The organism is Celerinatantimonas diazotrophica (assembly GCF_004339545.1).
Lineage (GTDB): Bacteria > Pseudomonadota > Gammaproteobacteria > Enterobacterales > Celerinatantimonadaceae > Celerinatantimonas > Celerinatantimonas diazotrophica.
The window spans coordinates 312162-332713 of sequence record NZ_SMGD01000013.1; the positions used below are offsets into that span (position 1 = coordinate 312162).

A 20552-nucleotide genomic window follows, 5' to 3' on the forward strand; every position below is an offset into this window, starting at 1 on the left:
AACATCAAAAAAACGTGCAGACTGATAAAAAATCCGATTGAGCCTCTTATTTCTTAAGCCATTCTTAAGATTGACTCACTATACTGGATCTTATGACAAGGAATCGTACATATACACGCAGCATATCGGTATTTTTGAAATGGGCCATACCTACACACATAAAGGAATAAAACGAATCGTTTATGCCACAGGTTATTCACTTCAAGGGCTTAAATTTGCTTGGAGGGAAGCCGCTTTTCGCCAAGAAATTTGCTGTTGCATCCCTCTTAGTATCTTAACTTTTTTCCTTTCGATTTCGGCTACAGAGCAAGTTCTACTAGTGATGAGTCTAGGCGGAATTTTAATCACAGAAGTTCTAAATTCTGCGATTGAAGCGGTCGTGGATCGTATCGGTACCGATTGGAATGAATACAGCAAAATGGCCAAGGACTTAGGTTCACTGGCCGTTTTACTAGCCATCTTTTTAGCCATCTTTACTTGGGTAATAATTTTAGTCGCATGAAAAATTACTTTTCTAACTTCAAGCTCTCTAACGCAAATTATACACTTCTATTATCAGTATTTATCACACTGATCCCCAATATCGCTATCTACACGGATGTTTACCACATCTTGGAGAAGTTAGATAATTTTAGTGTAGGGTTTGTTATATCAATTCCATTTTTTTTCATCTTTTCATACAACATTATTTTTAATGCTGTGACCTGGCCATTTATCACTAAACCAATATCGGTCATTTTAATCCTGTTGTCATGTGTATTATTCTTTGCCGAATATAACTATGGCATTTTCTTTGATCGCAACATGGTCCAAAATATCTTCGAAACGGACTCTAGCGAAGCAACATCTTATTTTAGTTGGTTTGCGCTGTTGTGGTTTGTAATGATCGGGATTTTGCCATCCGTTATTTTTTCATGCATCCAGATTAAAAAAGAATCAGCCATTAAGTTTATTCTCAAAAAGATTCTTTATGTTATCGCTTCTGCTGCCGGCATTGTGCTCATCGCCGCAATGTTTTATCAAGATTATGCCTCGGTTATACGAAATAACAAATACTTAGGCGATCGGATGGTTCCGGCAAGCTTTATCCATAGCACGATTCAATACTTACATCGGACCTATTTTACAAAGCCTATTCCATACACCCAAATTGGCCTCGATGCCCATCAAACCCCAGAAGCGCTCAAACAAGCCCAGAGCAAGCCAACACTATTAATTATGGTATTAGGTGAAACCGCTCGAGCACAAAATTATCAAGTTAATGGTTATCAGCGTGACACTACGCCCTACACCAACGATCTAACTAATATGATCCGCTTTAAAGATGCCGCCAGTTGCGGCACAGCAACTGCTATTTCAGTACCATGCATGTTCTCTCGCATGGACCGAAAAAACCTCAATCTAGCGAAAGCACCTCGCCAAGATAATGTGTTAGATATATTTAAACGTGCCGGAATAGATGTGTTATGGAAAGAAAATGATGGTGGCGACAAACGAGTTGCACAGCATGTTAGGAAGATCACCCTCGATCCAAAACAAAAATCGCCCCTATGTGATGGTTCGACCTGTTATGACATGGCACTGCTGAATAACCTTGATCAGCAGATCAACCAAATGAAAGGCAACCGGGTTATCGTATTGCATTTAATCGGCAGCCATGGGCCAACGTATTATCGCCGCTATCCACCGAAGATGAGCTATTACAAGCCAACTTGTAACCGCGCAGATATTGAAAACTGCTCAGTGCAGCAGATTAAAAACACCTACGATAATACGTTGCGCTATACCGACTTTGTATTGAAAACTTTAGTCAATAAACTCAAAAGCAAATCCAGTCAGTTTAATACCGCATTGATTTATATGTCTGATCATGGTGAATCACTGGGTGAAGATGGCATTTTCTTGCACGGTGCACCTTATAGCTTTGCGCCGATTTATCAACGCCGAGTACCGCTGATGGTTTGGCTATCACCCGGTATTCAAAAGGAAAGTGGGATAAACCTAAAATGTATGAAATCCTACTCGAAAAAGACCGACTACTTTAGTCAAGACAACTTATTCGACTCCCTGTTGGGGATTATGGATGTCAAAACGTCTATCTATCGTCCTCAGCAAGATATCTTCAACTATTGTCGCCATTAGCCACCAAAAAGAGGAGTCCTTGGACTCCTCTTTTTTATCTTCTTTATTGGTTTAAGTCATAGCACCAAGGCCCAGTCATTGTCAGAGTATATTTTTTATTGTAAACAATACCCACGACCATTATGCCTGATACTGACTTTACACTCACATTACCCAATCATACCCAACGACTCTTACTACATTCATGCTGTGCACCATGCTCAGCAAGCATTATTGAAAGATTGGTCAATTCAAATATTGATGTGACCATTTATTTTTATAACCCCAATATTCAGCCACAAAAAGAATACTTGCTACGTAAAGAGCAAAACATACAATTTGCGAAAAAATACGGGGTAACATTTATCGATGGGGATTACGATACCAAAGCTTGGTTAAACCGCACCAAAGCATTTGCAGATGAACCTGAGCGCGGCCAACGCTGCAAAATTTGTTTTGACATTCGCTTGGAACAAACAGCGCGTTTTGCCCATCAACATCATTTTGAACTGTTTAGCTCCAGTTTGGGGATCTCCCGGTGGAAAAATCTAGAACAGATTCACGCCTGTGGGCAAGAAGCCGCAAGTCACTACCTCAACCTTCAATATTGGTCATTTAACTGGCGCAAGCAAGGTGGTTCGCAACGGATGGTCGAGCTTGCCAAGCAAGAGCATTTTTATCAACAACAGTATTGCGGTTGCATCTATTCACTGCGCGACACTAACCGATGGCGACTAGCCAAGGGAATGGATGTGATTGAAATCGGGGCAGACCAGTATCAATAAGTAAGGTTATGACCCATGAGTTCATCATGGGTAGACTGATTGACATCCAAAAGCTTCACTCAACCTAACCGAGTGGTGGATGCAGATCTACTATCTGCCGCTTCATTATTCATTAGCGTACTTTGGTCGAGTAAACACACACGGGACCGTTGTGAAAAATCAACAGTCCCTAGTGTCATTTTATTTGTCATCCATGCAATATTTATTGTAAGTTGAATTCATTCATCTTGATTCAGTCAATGGCCTTTATACCGATTCACTCACATCACGGTTATTGTTTAACTGCCAACGTATAAGCTATATGCTTAATTAGGACACGCGAAGGACCATGGATACTCACGAAATTATTACTCAAATTAAAACACGAATTGCCAATGGAGAGAGAAAAACTGAAGTATTTGAGCAGTTACGCGACCAAGGAATGAGAGAAAATCGAGTTGCTTTTTTAATCGCAGGAACCCCAACGCCTGAACAGCTCAAGAACAATCGAACATTAAAAATAGCATTAGTCACATTACTGATCGTATTAACGATTCCGCTGGCCTATTTAGCACATTATTTTGTCACGCATATCGAATATCAACGCGGTGTACTAGTTGGATTTTTCACCGTAAGCGTCGGCATTTTCTGTCCGTTGGTCTGTGCCTTCGGAATCTATCGCAACCGTTTTGCAGCTTATACGAATGTCCTTATTTGCGGTATTTTTTATATTATCTTTCCGTTAATGGTATTACATACAAATGGTCTGCCACTTACTCTCCCTGGAGTTGGGCTTTTAGCCTTGGCGATTATATTGCTGGCTTATTGTGGTTATGTCCGAACCCGCATGTTCCCAGCGCTCTCCTTGACGGGTTCAGTCAAGAAAAACCAACACAACGAATATAAATTCGATTGAAACATCGACAAAAGTAGCATATGGATGCGCCATACAAGCGTCTATAGCTACTTTCATCTCACCCAACTACTTAGTAAAATTATTATATAGATAATAATTCTCATTCGCTTATTCCATTTCCTTCAATCAATTAGATAGACTCAATTTCATAACGAAATGAAACTTTTCACTCATTCAGCGGACTAATAATACAGATCTCTAAAAATGTGAACAGCACAATATTTAGCCATAATATTTTCTTTATATTTTATATAGATATGAAACAATATGAAAATACTCTTAATAGAAGATTCTGAACTACTCCGTCGAAGTTTAGTTGTCGGCTTAGGTAATCTTGGTTTTACTATCGATGATACTGATAATGGCGAAACCGGCTATAATATGGCCCGACATAACCATTATGACATTATTATTCTTGACCTGATGCTACCTAAAATGGATGGAATGAGCATTTTAGAAAAACTGCGCAAACAAAAGGTTATGACTCGGGTGCTAATTTTATCAGCCAAAAATGAGGCAAAAGATCGCGTTAGCGGACTTTTGAAGGGAGCTGACGATTATCTGACTAAGCCGTTTTCATTTGAAGAGCTCCATGCACGCATTTTAACCATTATGCGTCGAGGGCAAGTAGAAAAAGCCAATGATAATTTATGTATTGGCGATTTTACGCTTAACCTAACAGACAGAAACTTTTATTATAAAGATCAGATGATTACTCTAACACCGAATGAGTATAAAATCTTAGAGTGCTTATTCAATCAACCTAATAGGGTTGTGTCATTAGAAAAAATAAGTACCGCTGTTGTTGGCAACTTTGACTTTTTATCCAAAAACTCAATTGAAGTTCATATGAGTTCGATTCGACGAAAAGTTAGAGCCTTAAATTTAACACTTCCCGTTAAAACAAAAAGAGGTTTTGGCTACATTGCCCAAGGTTAATTGAATGAGAATAAACATAATAAAAAAAATAAAAGAGTTTGATCGTTCATCTTCCTCTATCGAAAGAAATTTAATTAACTCAATTTCTCTTATATTTGGCGTTATCTTACTGATTGTCTTTATCTGTGTTGACCGCGGCGTGGATATTTGGGTGCAAAACCAATTTGATCAGGGAATGATCGATCAAGCAAATTACCTTAAATCACAGATCAAAACGAACGGCCAACAAACTATTATCACCTTTGATAAACATTTCATGCCCGGGTTTAAAAGTACTAGCCATCCGCGTTTTTTTCAACTCTGGCAAAAAAATAAAACATTAATGCGCTCAAAAACACTACAACGTTACCCCCAGGACAACCTTATTCATCCTAAGCTAGCGATTGGCAAAGATAAAGTTGTTCAGGTCGTCATGCCGAATGGTGCACTCGGTAGAGCCTCACTATCATATTTTATTCCGTTGAATGCAAGTCACAAAACTGAACCCTTTTATTTGACAATTTACCGCTCGGCGAAAGCACTCGATAATCTATTATGGTTAGTTGATATTCTGCTGGTTAGCAGTTTTATTTTAGCGATGGGGACTATGCGTTATATCACTAAAAAATTAATTATCAAGGGATTAAAACCTCTCGAAAAAATCAATGAAGAGCTCATAAATTACCGCAATCTCAAAGAAACAGTCGACAGAGAAATTTATTTTCCGATTCCTCAAAAATCAGTCAAAGAAATCGCCCCTATTCGCCACGAACTTAACGAATTCATTCATAAAAATAATCAACTCGTTGACAATGAAAAGCGAATTACAGCCGATATTGCGCATGAACTCAAAACCCCACTAGCAGAAATGATTACGCTTAGCGAAGTGCATATTACGTATCCCAAAGATCAACGGATCAGCCAAACCTATGCACAAGATATGTTAAATATAGCCCAACGAATGAAAGCGATTGTTGAAAATTTACTCTTATTACAAAAGGCTTCCTCATCCTCGTTTAAAACTACGATAAAAGAACTCGATCTGATTAATTTAATGGACAAAATCAAAGACGGCCTTAGATTTAAGTACCCGCTTTTGAATCAAAGACTGATCATCAAAGAGCAATCATTTATACATATCCAAGCGGATGAATTTAGCTTGAGTGTGATTATTCAAAATTTAATTGATAATTCACTATTTTACAGCTCAAAAAATAGTCCAATCACAATAGTCTGGCATGCGGATACCAAGGGCAAACAATTCATAATCTCTAATCAAACTGATACTCCGGTTTCAGCAGAACAAATAAAAAGCTTAACCAAACCGCTATATCAAATTGATTCATCACGAACCAACATTGACCATTATGGATTAGGACTTTCAATTGTGAAAAAACTATGTGAGAAAAATAACTATCAATTATCTTTTTCACAAAATGATAAGAATGAATTTTCGGTCTCTATTGGTATTGCCAATGGTTAAATCAAGAACTCATCAACCATAAACATACATTATCGGCGTATATGTAGTGAAAAGATAGCTTCTCATCAGTGGCTTCAATTCATTCAGTGCGATTAACTCTTCGTCTATTGACAGCCACAGACACACAACAAACATAATCGTCTTCATGCGCAGCTTGATAACTCTTTCCTCAAATGTATCGAGCGGATACACCGTTATTTTTACAAAATCCTGAATGCTGTTATCGAAATACATTCCCCGCTTTGCAGATGTCACCCGCAAAATAAATATGGCTATATACCCAATTGATTAGCAGCATTTACATGTCAGCAATTCATTAGCTTTGCTCATGAGCCTTCCTTTAAAGAGAAAACCCATACTTTTTACCAGCCAATACTCTGGTGTATCGCAACATCCTTCGTTCAGCAAAATAGCCAGATAGTTCGACAAAATAATTTGAATAAATAATATTTTAATGATAATTATTATCAAACTGAAAATAATTATCATTATCAACGGAAAGATCATGAAAGTACAAGTAAAGCACGTTCTCAAACTGTCTGTCCTCGCACTGTCTATAGCCTCCGCATACGCTATCGCTGCCAATTCAGATAGTTCAAAAGGCAACTCAAATAGCCAAAAAAGCCATTCAAATAATTCAAAGCAGTCAAATCACCAATCAAGCCCTACAAAAGACAAACTCGCACCAATCACTATTGTAGGAAGTTACACCGCGAGTAAAGATGTCACTAGTGCGACCGGACTCAATCTAACTGACCGAGAAATTCCTCAAGCGACGACGGTTATTACTCAACAACGGATTAAAGACCAAGATCTAACCAATATTAAAGATATCGTAGAAAATACCATTGGCCTGTCTAATATCCCTGCTGATACAGAGCGCAATACGTTTATCTCCCGTGGTTTCCAAGTTAGTAACTATCAAATTGACGGCTCAATTCAACCATTGGGGGGACTAGGTGGCGCGTTGGGACAAACATTGATTGACTTATCCACCTATCAGAGCGTTGAAATCGTACGTGGTGCAACAGGTTTAACGACCGGATCAGGCAATCCAGCAGCTTCAATTAATTTTGTGCGCAAACATGCCAACAGCAAAAAATTTACTGGCTATGTCAACATGCAAACGGGCAGTTGGGATAAACGAGAGTTTTCAACCGACCTTTCCAGCGGCCTTAACAAAGATGGCTCAGTCCGCGGTCGAATTGTCGCAAAATATAATAAAAACAATTCTTTTATTGACCGTTACAGCAAAGAAACCTCCGTTTTATACGCTGTCATTGACGCGGATCTGACAGAAAATACATTGCTACGAGTCGGGGCCGGGATGCAGGATAATAATGCGCCTGGAGCCACTTGGGGATTTCTACCTTCTTATTCATCCGATGGGACGTTGACCAAATGGGGCCGCTCTAAGTCTACCGCAGCCAACTGGAGCTACTATGACACTAACGCAAACTACTACTTTGCAAATTTAGAACACTATTTTAGTAACGGTTGGAAACTCAAAATTGACTATAACCATTCACAATACAAACAACACAGTCAATTACTCACTTTTGGAGGCTATATTGACAATCCATTAGTTTATACACTTAAAAGCCATGGTAAAAATAACGCCAACACATTAGATATACAGTTAAATGGCAATTATACATTGTTTGATCGCAACCATGAATTCGTCACGGGGGCACTCTATAGTAAACAGAATCTTAAACAGTACTATGCCAACGGGAACAATTATGGGACACCATTTTCTGGAAACCTGTCATCCTTTTCCGGCAATTTAGCGACAACATTTCCAGCACCAACCTTGAACGCCAATTATGATACCAAAGAGTTAGGATTTTTCGCTGCAACCCGATTTAATATTAGCGACGATTTAAAATGGATAGCAGGCGCTCGTGTCTCTAACTGGAAACGAGAGGGCTTTAACACTTCTTATTACAATACGACTGGCAAAATTACCCCATATACAGGTCTATTGTATGACATCACACCGCACCATCGCGCTTATGTCAGCTATGCCGAAATTTTTAGTCCCCAGGATAAATATAATAGCAAGGATCAGCTTATTGCACCGCTTGAAGGTAAAACCTATGAAATCGGGCTAAAGAGCACCTACTTAAATGACAATCTACATACTTCTATCGCGTTATTTAGAACCAATCAAGATCACTATGCAATAGGTAGCGGAACATACATGGCTAGTGGACACCCTATTTACGAAGAAAAAACAATGACCAGCAAAGGATTCGAACTGGAAGCAACCGGACGAATTAAGCGGGGTTGGAACATCAGTGCCGGGTATTCGCAATACCGAGCTAAAGACTCCTCAAATACTGACATCAATACAAACTACCCTAAAAAGCAGTTGAAAGTCTTTACAACCTACAATTTCGTCTCAAAACTGCCGAAACTCACCGTTGGTGGTGGCGTAAACTGGCAAGGCAAAATCTATTCTGATGACCGAAATGGCTATCGTACCGAGCAATCTAATTACGCTATCTTCAACCTGATGGCTCGCTACGATCTGACGCCAAAAGCACAGATCCAGTTAAATGTTCATAACCTGTTCGACAAAACTTATTACAATACTGTCTATGCAGATGGCTATGGCTACGGCGCTCCTCTGAACTTTACCATTGGTTTAAACTACAAACTATAAATCACTGTTAATCAAACTATCACTTCACGATGGTGACTATGAACGCCCTCTTCACGATGACGAGGGCGCTTATGTCATATGTAATTGTTTGCGATTAAATGAGTACACCCTGCACCATACGAATTTTTGCAATCCAACCTTCAAGATCTGCATATCTAATTAGCGAATTTCTGAAAAGAGACTTTTCTTCTGAAAATATCGTCTATTAAGACAACTACAAAAGGCATTGATGCCCGACTTTTAACAAGTAAGAAAAGTACTAGCTTCCCACCGCCTGCCAAAATACGGGTCTAAATAAATGCACTATAATATTCCCTACTTTACTGAATAATAAATCCAGCTGTTTCACCAAGCGATGACAACATCCCAACAGTACTTATATTTAATATCCAAGTGCTTAGCGCCAACAAGATAAATAGAAATAGTTTTTTTATACATGTAGCTATATGTCCAATCAGCTCGATTATTTGATTCGCTATTTTAGTCAGTCATGTCATTCACCTTAAAATTATATCTTTATTTGCTATTAAGTTGTCGATTTGCTCTGTTTATATTGACAAAAAACATTTTATTTTTAATGGCATTATTTCTCAAAACAATTGAACCTTCTTAAGAGAATCTTAAAAAATGACGATTAGACTGCGTATTTAATTACTCTGATACTCTTTCGATTCAAGAGGTTATAATGACAAGTTCCCGATGGCTGAAAATTTTTGATAAGACGCAAATAAAAAATTTCTCCCGAAAAGTTGATCATTCCCGCAAAAAAATAATGCAGCCATTAATAGGCCTATTATTACAATTAATCAAAAAACGGAATACGCAAACTCAGCTACTTGATAAAGAACAGATCAAAAGTATCGCAATTATTAGGAGTAATCGTCGTATCGGCAATACAGTATTTTTGCTCCCCTTTGTTAATCAGATCAAAACAACGTTTCCCAACGCCCAGATTACTTTAATTCTTAAAGAACCTTGGCAGCGGCAGATATTTGCTCATCTGGGAATTCATCAGTTTCGATTCAGTCAATTTCGATTGAAAAATTTACGATTATGCTTTCAGTCACTCTGGGCATTACGAAAAGACAGCTATGACTTAGCATTAGTGCCTTGTGGTTCATCACAAGATTCCATTATCTGCGCCCTACTCAATGCCAAAAATAAAATAGCCTATGAGAACGCGCGCTATCGTGAGGCTTATACTCATACCGTGCCATCCCAAAATACCTTCGGTCATGCTGCACTTCAATGTCTCAATCTGATTCCACAACTTTATGAGTTTGCAGCCCCCATTGGCAACTATCAAATGACTCTCAGTGATTCTGAAAAGGCCAAGGGGCTATCCAGTCGTCGCGCATACAATGTCGACACAAAGCAACTTTGTATCGCCTTTTTCAGAGGTGCTAGAGGGCAAAAACAACTGACCGATGACACTTGGCGGAAAATTCTAGATCAATTTACACAAGCATCTACTTTGCCAATTCAATGGATTGAAGTGATGGCGCCAGATATGAGTGAACCATTATTCAATGATAGCTCGATATACCGAGCAAAAGGCTTACGAGAGCTTGCTGGCTTTTTAAAATATAATGATGCCTTCATTAGTTGCGACACCGGTCCATTGCACCTAGCTGATGCCGTTGATAGCCGGTGTATTGGCTTATATACACATACAAACCCCGTTGTTTACGGTCTGCTCAATGAAAAAAGTATCTATATCCGCAACATCACTGATTTTAATGCCGCCGCCATTTTGCAAAAGGTCATGTCTGAGCGTCCGGCTTTAAATTCCTCAGTAGCCCTGCTCACTCACCATTCAACCGAGAGTCAATCTGAAACAGAATTACCACTGAGCTTAGAAACGGCACAACCGTTATGATCAATTGTTCGTTAATCAATCCTTAAGCTTGTAAGCGTAAAGTCATCTCTCTGCCTACATTCCAGCGCTATACAGGCTGTAGGTTAGAATGTTTACCAGAACATAAACGATGAGATATTTATGAATAAAGCAACCCACTGGGATATCATTGTAAAGCTGACGCATTGGAGCGTAGCTATATTATTTTTGATCAATTATTTTGTCACAGAAGCCGGTAGCAGAGTTCATCAATGGGTTGGCTACACGCTCACCAGCCTTGTTCTGATACGACTACTATGGGGGCTTATTGCCAAGCCTCCGGCTCGGTTGTCATCTTTTTTACCTAATATTCCCAGTGCTTTTGCTCACATCATCGAAGTCACAACAACTCGAGAAGATCATCATCAAGGGCACAATCCAGCTGGTGCAATTATGATCTGGTGTATGTGGAGTGGACTTTTAACCATAGGCCTATCGGGTTATATGATGGAAAGTGACTATTTTTGGAATTTGGACTGGGTGAAATTTGTGCATGTTGGTGCAGTTAACTTCACTTTATGTTGCGTTTGTATTCATATTGCATCAGTCATTATTATGGGCAGGATTACGGGGCGTTCATACACTAAAGAAATGTCACTCAATCTGAGCAAAAAAGCGCGTTCATTACAAAAAAAACACCCAACCTATTTGGATAAATAGCACCATACTTCCCAAATATAAAAATCCGATATCAAGTTCCCTTCATATCGGATTTCATCATTGTATTGATCTTAATCTTTTAAATTAATCTGATATTGCTTCCCTTCCACATCAGTCATGACCAATTTAACTGGTTTCGTTGTGTCAATCACCGTCTGTTTAGGAAGTTGGAACTGCCAAGTTGCTTTTGAGCCTAATTGACAACGTACCGCATAATCCACTGCTTTACATGTTGAATAAGGTGCAAATTCATTGGTTAATTTCAACTGGCTGGCTTGTTTTAAATCTGCCGATGAGTAACTTGCAACTTGCGCGCTACCATTATCAATCGCAACATGAGTGATATAAACACCTTGGGTATCTGGCCCTGTGATCATGTACGTATTGACTTTCACAGTTTGCCCCTGAAGTGTCCCTTGAGATAGAGCGATAGATGGATGCACATTATTAACACGTTTGCCTAATGGTGTAACAAGCGCCCCAAAATTATACCCATAGAATCCAACTGTAAAGACAATAGATATAACAGCCATAATCGTTGAAAAACGAACATATTGTCGACCTGATAAAGGCAATGGGCCACTTGTTAGCCAAGCTAACTTAGCAGACTGATTCGCGTTATTACCAAAAAAGACGCGATCCAGAGAATACCAACCACCACCAGTAATAAAGGTGACAGCTGCCATCGCAAAGCCCGTTGCGGCCATGGTCCATTCATCTAAGCAAGTGGTTCCCATCCATCCAAAGATAATCATCAACACAATGGCCAATCCCATTCCCCCAATCGAGAGAATACGGGTTGCAAATCCAAGCATTAAGCCGACACCAACAATTAACTCTAATAAGGTGAAAGAAATAATTGCGATATGTAGCAGTGTTGGCTGATGTAATAGCCAATGCATAATAGGAGTGATATCAAATGCAGCACCCGGTGCTGCATGCACTAATTTATTCGCTAAATAAGCATGCGAGCTTGGATCAAGTTTGAGTTGATCATAGATTAGGCGACGACTTGCGCCTCCCCAGTATGTCCAACCCAAAACAAGCCGAATGGCAAAAGAAGCGAGTCCCAGAAGTGGCCATAATGCTGCCGGTATAGCATCAGGCAATGAATTGTTTGATTTAGTATTCATCTCTATTCCTTAATTAACCTTTCAAAAAACATATCTCATGAAAACGAGTGAAAAATACAGCGCATAGAATGGCCGCCTTGTGGCTTATAGCAAGGTACTTTCATAGAAACGTGACTGGTATTTACAAAAATAACTTATTTTTTAGAAGCAATTTACTTCTTGAGGATATATTAGCAAATTCGAAAGTAATGTTTCTAGACCTATATCATAATTAGTTATTAAAAATACCTTTTGATTATATGTTTTCCCAGCAATAACTAACCGATAACTCACTTATAAATGTGTATTTTAGTGAGTCATCCATTGCATCATATCCAGATGGTCTTTCGAAAAATCACGACCAGCACTAAAAATAGAGTGGAGAGATAAAATATAAGAAGGTAAATAAAATTTACATTAAAATTGGAGCGGGCAGCGAGAATCGAACTCGCGTCACCAGCTTGGGAAGCTGAGGTAATAACCACTATACGATGCCCGCAAAGGCAGACTAACTTAAGGCTCTTAAGCAAGTGCAAGCATTATATCAAGAAAAACTCAGAGCGCTAGTCACAATGCGCTATATTTTTAGCAATTTCATTTAATTAATCACTTTTTAAACAACTGTTTAGTTAATTTTTCTGAAGTGGCTTGTGTTAAGCGCGTGGATGACTCTCATCATAAACCTGTCTTAGTCGTTCATTGGCCACATGAGTATAAATTTGTGTCGTGGAAAGATCACTATGGCCCAGTAACAGTTGCACAACACGCAGATCCGCTCCATGGTTAAGCAAATGCGTCGCAAAAGCATGCCGTAAGGTATGCGGTGATAAATGCTTAGTAATTCCCGCTCGCAAGGCGTACGCTTTTACGCGATGCCAAAATGTCTGTCGGGTCATCTGCACGCCCCGTTTACTGGGAAATACCACATCAGATTCTTGCTTGAGTAATAAAGCACGCCCTTGTTTAAAATATCGATCGAGCCAATATTCGGCCTCTTCTCCCATCGGAACCAAGCGCTCTTTACCACCTTTGCCTTGAATACGTACAAGTCCCTGACGCAAACTCAATTCATCCATACTTAACGAAACCAGCTCTGTCACGCGTAGTCCAGTGGCATATAACAACTCAAGCATCGCTCTATCGCGTAATTCAATCGGTTCATTGAGCTCTGGCTGAGCTAATAAATTATCCACTTCTTCTTCTGACAGCGTCGATGGCAAAGGTTTCTCAGGTTTGGGGGAATGCAACAAAGCACTAGGATCGTCTTCTCGTATTTGCTGAGCATATAGATAACGATAGTAACGACGAATAGCAGAAAGTTGTCGAGCAGCACTGCTGGTCTTCTGGCCATGTTTTTGGCACCACTGAATAAATTCTTGCAAATTTGCATGATTAACTTGTTCAACCGAGATCCCTTTATTGGCCATAAAATCGGCAAGTTTGGTTAAATCATTGCGATACGAAATCAGTGTATTCTCAGCTAACCCCTGTTCTAGCCACAGAGTATCTAAAAACTGTTCAATCGATGAGACAATTTGAGTCACGCGCGCTTTGGCCTCTTAATTAGTTTTGTTAAACTGACGCAAATTTTATGGTAGAGAACACATTATGGCGATTGGCCTATTTTATGGATCCACTACTTGTTATACCGAAATGGCTGCCGAAAAAATTCAGCAAGCATTAGGGGGCGAAGAAATTGTGCAAGTTCACAACGTTAAAGATACCCCGCTCACAATGATGGAACAATACGATATTTTAATTCTAGGAATTTCCACCTGGGATTATGGCGAAATTCAAGAAGACTGGGATTTACTTTGGGATCAAATTGGTTCATTAAAATTACAAGGCAAAATTGTTGCTCTATTTGGTTTGGGTGATCAAGAAGGTTATAGCGAGTGGTTCCTTGATGCAATGGGATTACTACATGATCAGTTAGCCAAAATCGGGGTTACATTTATTGGGTACTGGCCAACCGATGGCTATAACTTTATCGCATCCAAAGCACTCAATGACGATAAAACTCAATTTGTTGGGCTGGCCCTTGATGATGAAACCCAATTTGATCTCAGTGATGCACGCATCGAACAATGGACCGACCAACTGCTCGATGAATTAAACGAACTTAGCCAGTAATGGCTGCATAATCTGCCACAAGCGGCGTGATTTCTAACTTATAGCCAACCTGATGCTGAAAACGCTGCTCATTTGTTAAATCGGCAAGTGTCTGTGGGTTTTGATCCAGCCATTGCGAATCAAACCCCAGCATAATTGTCTTGTCGTCATTGCGCATCTGAAACATCGGAATCGGCTGATGACGTCGACCACGCTGCAAAATCACACTAATACGAAACAGCAACAAAACTCTCAAAAGCGTCTCTCGCTCAACTGGAAAATTTTTACGGATGCTCTTACGATGCCCTTGAACTAGCTGCGCCAATTCTAACTGTTCCGAGCGGGAAAAACCGGCTAAGTCTACATGTTGAACGATATAAGCACCGTGTTTGTGATAGTCACTATGCGCAATATCGAGCCCCACTAAAAACAACAGAGAACTCCAGTGCAACAGCTGAGCCGCTGATTGACAATTGTCCACCCAATCCTCGCTCTGTTCTAGCAATTGCTGGGCTGTTCGATCTACTCGAGAGGCATATTCTTGATTCACATGAAAACGGTTAGACAAGTTATTAATGCTACTTTCTCGTAGATCGCTATGCTCTAAACGCCCTTTTAAATCAAACAGTAATCCTTCACGAAGTGCCCATTGTGCAGCAGTCATTGCGCGCAGTTCGAGCCCTTCAAACAAGGTAATCAGAATGATTAATCCTCCCAGAAAAACCGGCCGGCGATTTTCTGAAAGCCCTTCCAGAGGATGGTCGACAACCCCAGCCTCATGATATTCATCCAGCAACTTTTCTAAATACTTTAGCTTGATCGTGCCATCCTTACTAAAGCCTTTAGCAACGCATATCTCAGATGCTGCGCGAATCGTGCCTGATGCACCAATCTCTTCATCCCAACCTGCTTCAGTGAGGGTATCTAACACAGGTACTAATTCCTGCATACAGGCAGTACGTGCTTTTTTAATACGGCCTGCAGTCACTTTGCCTTTAGCAAAAAAGCGTTTAGTAATGGCAACACACCCCATACTTAAACTTTCTTTTAAACGCGCTTCCATGCCCTGACCAATAATGACCTCGGTACTACCGCCACCAATATCGACCACCAGCCGAGAACCTTCTCCAGGAGCTAAATCACACGCGACCCCAAGATAAATAATACGCGCTTCTTCTTCACCAGAAATAATCTCAACCGGATGCCCCAGTAATTTCTGCGCCTGCGCTAAAAACTCATCAGCCCGCCGAATGCTTCGCAACGTTTTGGTTCCGGCAATTCGCACATTCCCGGCCGATAAAGTGCGCAAACGCTCCCCAAAGCGACTAAAGCAGATCATCGCTCGGTCAATTGCCTCCTGACTGAGCGTACCATTGTCGTTCAGTCCCCAGCCGAGCCGAACCGGCTCTTTAATCCGGTCAATGATGTGAATTTGCCCATGTAACCAACGGGCTACGATTAAATGGAAGCTATTTGACCCCAAGTCCAGAGCAGCAATCTGTTGGCCTTGAGGCACATGATCCTCAGAAGATAGGTTAAGCATGGATTCAAGCAGTTATAGATCGTTCTAATTAGTAGACCTTTAATTGGCCCGTTACGTCAAGAGCGATGCAAAAATTGTCACATATTCAAATAAAAATCCTGACAAAGTTGACGATAGCCAGATGAATATCGTCCCGGAGCATCTTCAATCACTAGTTGCTGATGCTCTGTCTCTTTAAAAAAGCGCGCTAATTCGACCAGTAACCGGACAGGCTCGGCCTGGGTAGGTTTGCTCTTAACTTCACAAAGGCGATGCACAAACCAGTCGCGATGTACTGCGTAATCAATCAACGCTTGAGCCTGAGCAAATGGTAATACAAGCGACACCCGCCCTCGCTCTTTTAGCAAAATTGCCGCTTTGTCTAACAATTGTGAGTGAAGTAGCGCCCCCGTTTGTCGCGCAATTGCCCGCCGATGATCGTTAAAAGACTGGCCATGTGCAAAATAAGGTGGGTTACAAACAATATGGGTAAATGGTGGCGCCACAAAATTTAAAAAATCAGCCTCAACGACACCAATACGATTCGGCCAAGGACTGTGCATCACATTTAAACGCGTCTGTTCGCAAGCGTCAGGGTCAATATCAAGGGCCGTGATTTTAATTTCTGGAGCACTACGCTGCGCGAGCATCAAACTGATTAAACCACTGCCACAACCGACATCTAAAATATGCTGCTCTTTATTAATCTGTGCCCAAGCTCCGAGCAACATACCATCGGTACCAACTTTCATTGCGCATAAATGATGAGCCACATGGAACTGCTTTAAGGTGAATCCCGGCTGATTTTGCCACTCCAATTCGCCATCTCCTAAATCAAATCACAAAAATTTCAATTCATTAAATGCATTATTATAGCGCGACTGGCAGCTCACCCAATAACTAGGGACTGTTGACCTTTGGTGATTAGTTTTGCAGAAATCTGAGAGGGATTTAGGCAAGGCAAACGTTGTGCCGTTTATTCTCCACAAAGAACGTTTAACGCTGGATAAATTCCTCAAACGGACCATCGTTTGCTTCAATGACTCTTTTTGAGGGGTAATTATCTTCATCGGCAGTGATCAAAACCCGTTCAATGCCTAACGCTTGCGCTTTAGCAAGAACCAGTTTCAACATTAACGCCCCTTTACCTTGGCTGCGGATTGCAAGTGTCAGGCGTTATGCTTTTATGGGATCAGTTTGGCTTTGTTATTTTTCGGCCCACACTTTTCGGCTTAATCCATAAATCGCATGATCGACCACCTGCCCATTTAGGTTTTCTGAACATGTAATGATCCCTTCAAGACTAAAACCTAAACGCTCACAAACTTTACGGCTTGGCTGATTGTCGACTGCTGCTGAAATTTCTACTTTTTGCATATCAAGTTCAGTAAATGCAATTTCAATCAGTTTGGACACAGACTTGCTGACGATTCCTTTGCCTTGATATTGCTCACTGAGCCAGTAGCCAATTTCAACTTTTTTAAGGTTATGATTAATTGTGTTAAAACTAATATTACCGACTAATTCCTCGCCATAAAACATAGCACACGCTAATGACTTGCCATCCGCATAATTGTGTAATGACTGTTTAATGAAACTAAGAAAAAAGTCGCTATTTTCTGCATCTTGAGGTCAAGTTAACCACTTACTCAAGTATTCCCGCTCTCTCATTACAATTGCAAAATATAGAGGGGCTAATTTGGGCTCGACTAAAGCCAGCCTTACTTCCTTATCAACAGTCAATGTAAACATAATTTTCCTTGTTAAAAGATAACGACTTATAGTCATATTTAAATTCGAAAATGATTTAATCACTCATCCCGTTGAAGCACACCACACTTTGCATGACCAATCGAGTTTTCACTATTTATGATGAATGGCTAAATAGTCACTTAAATAAAACAGATATGACGGATGCTTTAGACCAGTGGGCTTATAAAACTCATCGTGTGTGTAATGAAAACCCAGTGATTTTAAAAGATTCCGAGACCCAATATTTTGCGGGTGATGACCAGCAAACAATGCATCTATGTTCAGATTATTAAACGCATAACTCATGATGGTTTGCGCGGCCTCTCTTGCATATCCCTTTCTCCATTGCAATGGGAGTATATGAAAACCGATCTCTAATATTTTGTTATCTAAATCATAAGGTCTCAAACCTGCACACCCAATATGCTCACCGCTAGTAAGCTTAAAAATAGGCCAATACTGGTAACCAAATTTCCTTTTCGTTACTAATTCCTGGCTTAGTCGTTCTCTAACCCGTAACTCTGTAAATTGACCCGTGCTATCAAAGAACTTCGTAACGTTGTAATCGCCCCATAACCCTAACGCTAAATCAAAATCGGCTCTCTTCCATTCACTAAAACCAAGGCGTTTAGATGTGATAAAATAATTTCTCTGCACATATGCTCCTTATATATCATAGTGGCCTTCAGTCTATTCTCAGCTATCGGACCCTCCTGCCGCAACGGTGATAACGCCGATAAATGGGTCAAATTTAAACTGGCGTTGCCAGTTAAAAAGTGTTCATAACCTAACCCTGAGTATAATTCTGCTCCCTAAATGTTTAAAAGCTATTTCTTGGCATAACAACGAAACAGGTTCTGCGAATAACGTTGTCGGTTTAGTTGCTTATATTGTCAATTCATTTAATGAGTTAGATTAGCGTGCACATAGTTTCCATAGTCGATCAAAAAATGGCTAAAAACCAAAAAGTGAATCCAAATAAGGTGAGCAAGCAATGAGTTAAAGATCCGCTTCTAGAAGAGGTTCACCCTTATCCATGGAACCAGTACGATGGTTGATATAGCTAGCAAACCGTGGCCAAAATGACTTGCCACTACACATATCTATAGCCGGTATTACGACTGCAACTTGGCATCACCCAAATCAAATCATAAGAAATTTCAATAATTGCTGTCATAACGCTTATAATGAGCAACAAACTTTAGAAACAGCCAAAGCGATTGCAAGTTTACCCATAAGCCATACCACTTCTGATTTAAGAGAACTTATGACATTTGACCAATTAGAGCTTGATGAAGCTCTCATTAAAGCCCTAGAAAACCAGCAGCTAACACGTCCAACCTTGATCCAGCAGGAAGTGATTCCGACGTTGCTAGATGGCCATGATGTATTAGCCTGTGCCCCGACGGGGACCGGGAAAACACTCGCTTATTTACTTCCAATTTTTCAGCACTTGCTTGACTTTACTCGACGCGGCAAAGGACCAGCTCGCGTATTAATTCTAACTCCCACACGGGAGCTTGCAGTGCAAGTCGCTGAACAAGCCCGACAGTTAGCCCAACATACCCGCCATCAAGTGATCGATATTACCGGTGGCGTGCATTTTAGCGAACATGCCGAACAATTTAAAAATGGCTGCGATATTGTCGTTGCTACACCAGGGCGCTTAATTGAATATATCAACGCACAGGTCTTTGACACTCAAGCGATTGAATGGTTAATTCTTGATGAAGCTGACCGCATGCTCGATATGGGCTTTATCAAAGAGATGCAACTTATTGCCAGCGAGTTAACAGCCCGCCAACGCACAGCGCTCTTTTCTGCCACACTAGAGGGCAACCTTTTAGAAGATTTCGCCCAAAAAGTGATGCGCGATGCCCAATTTATTGATGTCGATCCACCGCGCAGAGAGCGTGGTAAAATTATGGAGATCTATCATCATTGTGATGATGTGTCTCATAAACGGGCCATTCTATGCCATTATTTAACGCAAGATGATGTCAGTCGAGCGATTGTTTTTGTTAAAACCCGAGACCGTCTTGACGAACTGGTTGCATATTTACAAAGCCAAGGCATTAACGCGGCCTATTTGCGCGGCGAAATGTCGCAAGGACGGCGCACCGCAGCACTAGATCGGTTTAAAATGGGTCAGGTGAAAGTGCTACTAGCCACCGATGTTGCTTCTCGAGGTATTGATATTGCCGATATCAGCCACGTCATTAACTATGATATGCCCCGCACTGCCGATGTGTACGTCCATCGCATAGGCCGAACCGCCCGCGGCGGTAAAAAAGGCTGGGCAGTGAGTTTGGTTGAAGCACACGACCTTCCCACTTTGGGGAAAATCGAGCGTTATACTAAAAATTCAATCAGTCGGCGCGTGATTGATGGCCTGCGTCCACAACACAAAGTCCCAACTAAGCTAAAGAAAAAGCCCAAAAAGCCAAAGTCTAAAGATAAAAGCAAAAAAACGGCAAAAAAAGCCCCCAAACGCCGTTCATAAATCCAGTTTCAAAAGAGGGAGCAATGTGATGCATCCCTCTTTTGAAATAACCCTAAATTTACTTTTGTAATCGCTCGAAACATTTTATAATCACGCCCCTTAAAGCAGCTGAACCACTTCAGCA

At 40.6% G+C, this 20552-nt stretch carries 17 protein-coding genes, 1 tRNA gene and 1 pseudogene; 11 read left to right on the forward strand and 8 right to left on the reverse strand.

The window, feature by feature from the left end:
- Positions 1–139: 139 nt before the first annotated feature.
- The 9 genes from EV690_RS10530 (at position 140) to EV690_RS10570 (ending at position 11427) form a co-directional block, all read left to right on the forward strand.
- Complete coding sequence (locus EV690_RS10530; protein ID WP_131912964.1) at positions 140–502, forward strand: diacylglycerol kinase; 363 nt, start codon at positions 140–142, stop codon at positions 500–502.
- Positions 499–2142 (forward strand): phosphoethanolamine transferase, encoded by a 1644-nt coding sequence (locus EV690_RS10535; protein ID WP_131912965.1) that lies wholly within the window; start codon positions 499–501, stop codon positions 2140–2142. The genes EV690_RS10530 and EV690_RS10535 overlap by 4 nt, the downstream gene beginning before the upstream one ends.
- Positions 2143–2264: 122 nt before the next feature.
- Complete coding sequence (locus EV690_RS10540) at positions 2265–2906, forward strand: epoxyqueuosine reductase QueH (protein WP_131912966.1); 642 nt, start codon at positions 2265–2267, stop codon at positions 2904–2906.
- A gap of 328 nt (positions 2907–3234) precedes the next feature.
- Positions 3235–3801: a hypothetical protein gene (locus EV690_RS10545; protein WP_131912967.1), complete on the forward strand. Its 567-nt coding sequence runs from the start codon at positions 3235–3237 to the stop codon at positions 3799–3801.
- Between the two features lie 267 nt (positions 3802–4068).
- Positions 4069–4740 (forward strand): response regulator transcription factor, encoded by a 672-nt coding sequence (locus EV690_RS10550; RefSeq protein WP_131912968.1) that lies wholly within the window; start codon positions 4069–4071, stop codon positions 4738–4740.
- 4 nt (positions 4741–4744) lie between these two features.
- Entirely contained in the window at positions 4745–6202 is a 1458-nt protein-coding gene (locus EV690_RS10555; protein ID WP_131912969.1) for a sensor histidine kinase, read from the forward strand.
- A gap of 505 nt (positions 6203–6707) precedes the next feature.
- Entirely contained in the window at positions 6708–8870 is a 2163-nt protein-coding gene (locus tag EV690_RS10560; protein ID WP_165872730.1) for a TonB-dependent siderophore receptor, read from the forward strand.
- A gap of 685 nt (positions 8871–9555) precedes the next feature.
- Positions 9556–10749, forward strand: coding sequence for a glycosyltransferase family 9 protein (locus tag EV690_RS10565; RefSeq protein WP_131912971.1), 1194 nt, complete (start codon positions 9556–9558; stop codon positions 10747–10749).
- A 120-nt stretch (positions 10750–10869) separates the two neighbouring features.
- Positions 10870–11427 carry a cytochrome b/b6 domain-containing protein gene (locus EV690_RS10570; protein WP_131912972.1) on the forward strand — a complete coding sequence of 186 codons (558 nt, stop codon included), beginning with the start codon at positions 10870–10872 and terminating at the stop codon, positions 11425–11427.
- 71 nt (positions 11428–11498) lie between these two features.
- On the opposite strand, the gene EV690_RS10575 is transcribed toward EV690_RS10570, so the two are convergent.
- The 3 genes from EV690_RS10575 to xerD form a co-directional block, all read right to left on the reverse strand.
- Entirely contained in the window at positions 11499–12560 is a 1062-nt protein-coding gene (locus EV690_RS10575; protein WP_131912973.1) for a TQO small subunit DoxD, read from the reverse strand.
- A 403-nt stretch (positions 12561–12963) separates the two neighbouring features.
- Positions 12964–13038: transfer RNA gene (locus tag EV690_RS10580), tRNA-Gly, on the reverse strand.
- A gap of 154 nt (positions 13039–13192) precedes the next feature.
- On the reverse strand, positions 13193–14083 hold the full coding sequence (gene xerD / locus EV690_RS10585) for a site-specific tyrosine recombinase XerD (RefSeq protein WP_224055008.1): 891 nt from the start codon (positions 14081–14083) through the stop codon (positions 13193–13195).
- 64 nt (positions 14084–14147) lie between these two features.
- Between xerD and fldB the strand changes: the two genes are divergently transcribed.
- Positions 14148–14672 (forward strand): flavodoxin FldB, encoded by a 525-nt coding sequence (gene fldB, locus EV690_RS10590; protein ID WP_131912974.1) that lies wholly within the window; start codon positions 14148–14150, stop codon positions 14670–14672.
- On the opposite strand, the gene EV690_RS10595 is transcribed toward fldB, so the two are convergent.
- The 5 genes and pseudogenes from EV690_RS10595 to EV690_RS10615 form a co-directional block, all read right to left on the reverse strand.
- Entirely contained in the window at positions 14662–16167 is a 1506-nt protein-coding gene (locus tag EV690_RS10595; protein ID WP_224055007.1) for a Ppx/GppA phosphatase family protein, read from the reverse strand. The two genes, fldB and EV690_RS10595, sit on opposite strands and share 11 nt — an antisense overlap.
- Positions 16168–16271: 104 nt before the next feature.
- Positions 16272–16991: a tRNA1(Val) (adenine(37)-N6)-methyltransferase gene (locus EV690_RS10600; protein ID WP_131912976.1), complete on the reverse strand. Its 720-nt coding sequence runs from the start codon at positions 16989–16991 to the stop codon at positions 16272–16274.
- Between the two features lie 178 nt (positions 16992–17169).
- Positions 17170–17307: a hypothetical protein gene (locus tag EV690_RS10605; protein ID WP_396022817.1), complete on the reverse strand. Its 138-nt coding sequence runs from the start codon at positions 17305–17307 to the stop codon at positions 17170–17172.
- Positions 17308–17379: 72 nt separating this feature from the next.
- Positions 17380–17925: pseudogene (locus EV690_RS10610) on the reverse strand (GNAT family N-acetyltransferase).
- A gap of 111 nt (positions 17926–18036) precedes the next feature.
- Positions 18037–18582, reverse strand: coding sequence for a GNAT family N-acetyltransferase (locus tag EV690_RS10615; protein WP_131912977.1), 546 nt, complete (start codon positions 18580–18582; stop codon positions 18037–18039).
- Between the two features lie 610 nt (positions 18583–19192).
- On the opposite strand from EV690_RS10615, the gene srmB reads away from it, so the two are divergent.
- Positions 19193–20428 carry an ATP-dependent RNA helicase SrmB gene (gene srmB / locus EV690_RS10620; RefSeq protein WP_131912978.1) on the forward strand — a complete coding sequence of 412 codons (1236 nt, stop codon included), beginning with the start codon at positions 19193–19195 and terminating at the stop codon, positions 20426–20428.
- Positions 20429–20552: the final 124 nt, after the last annotated feature.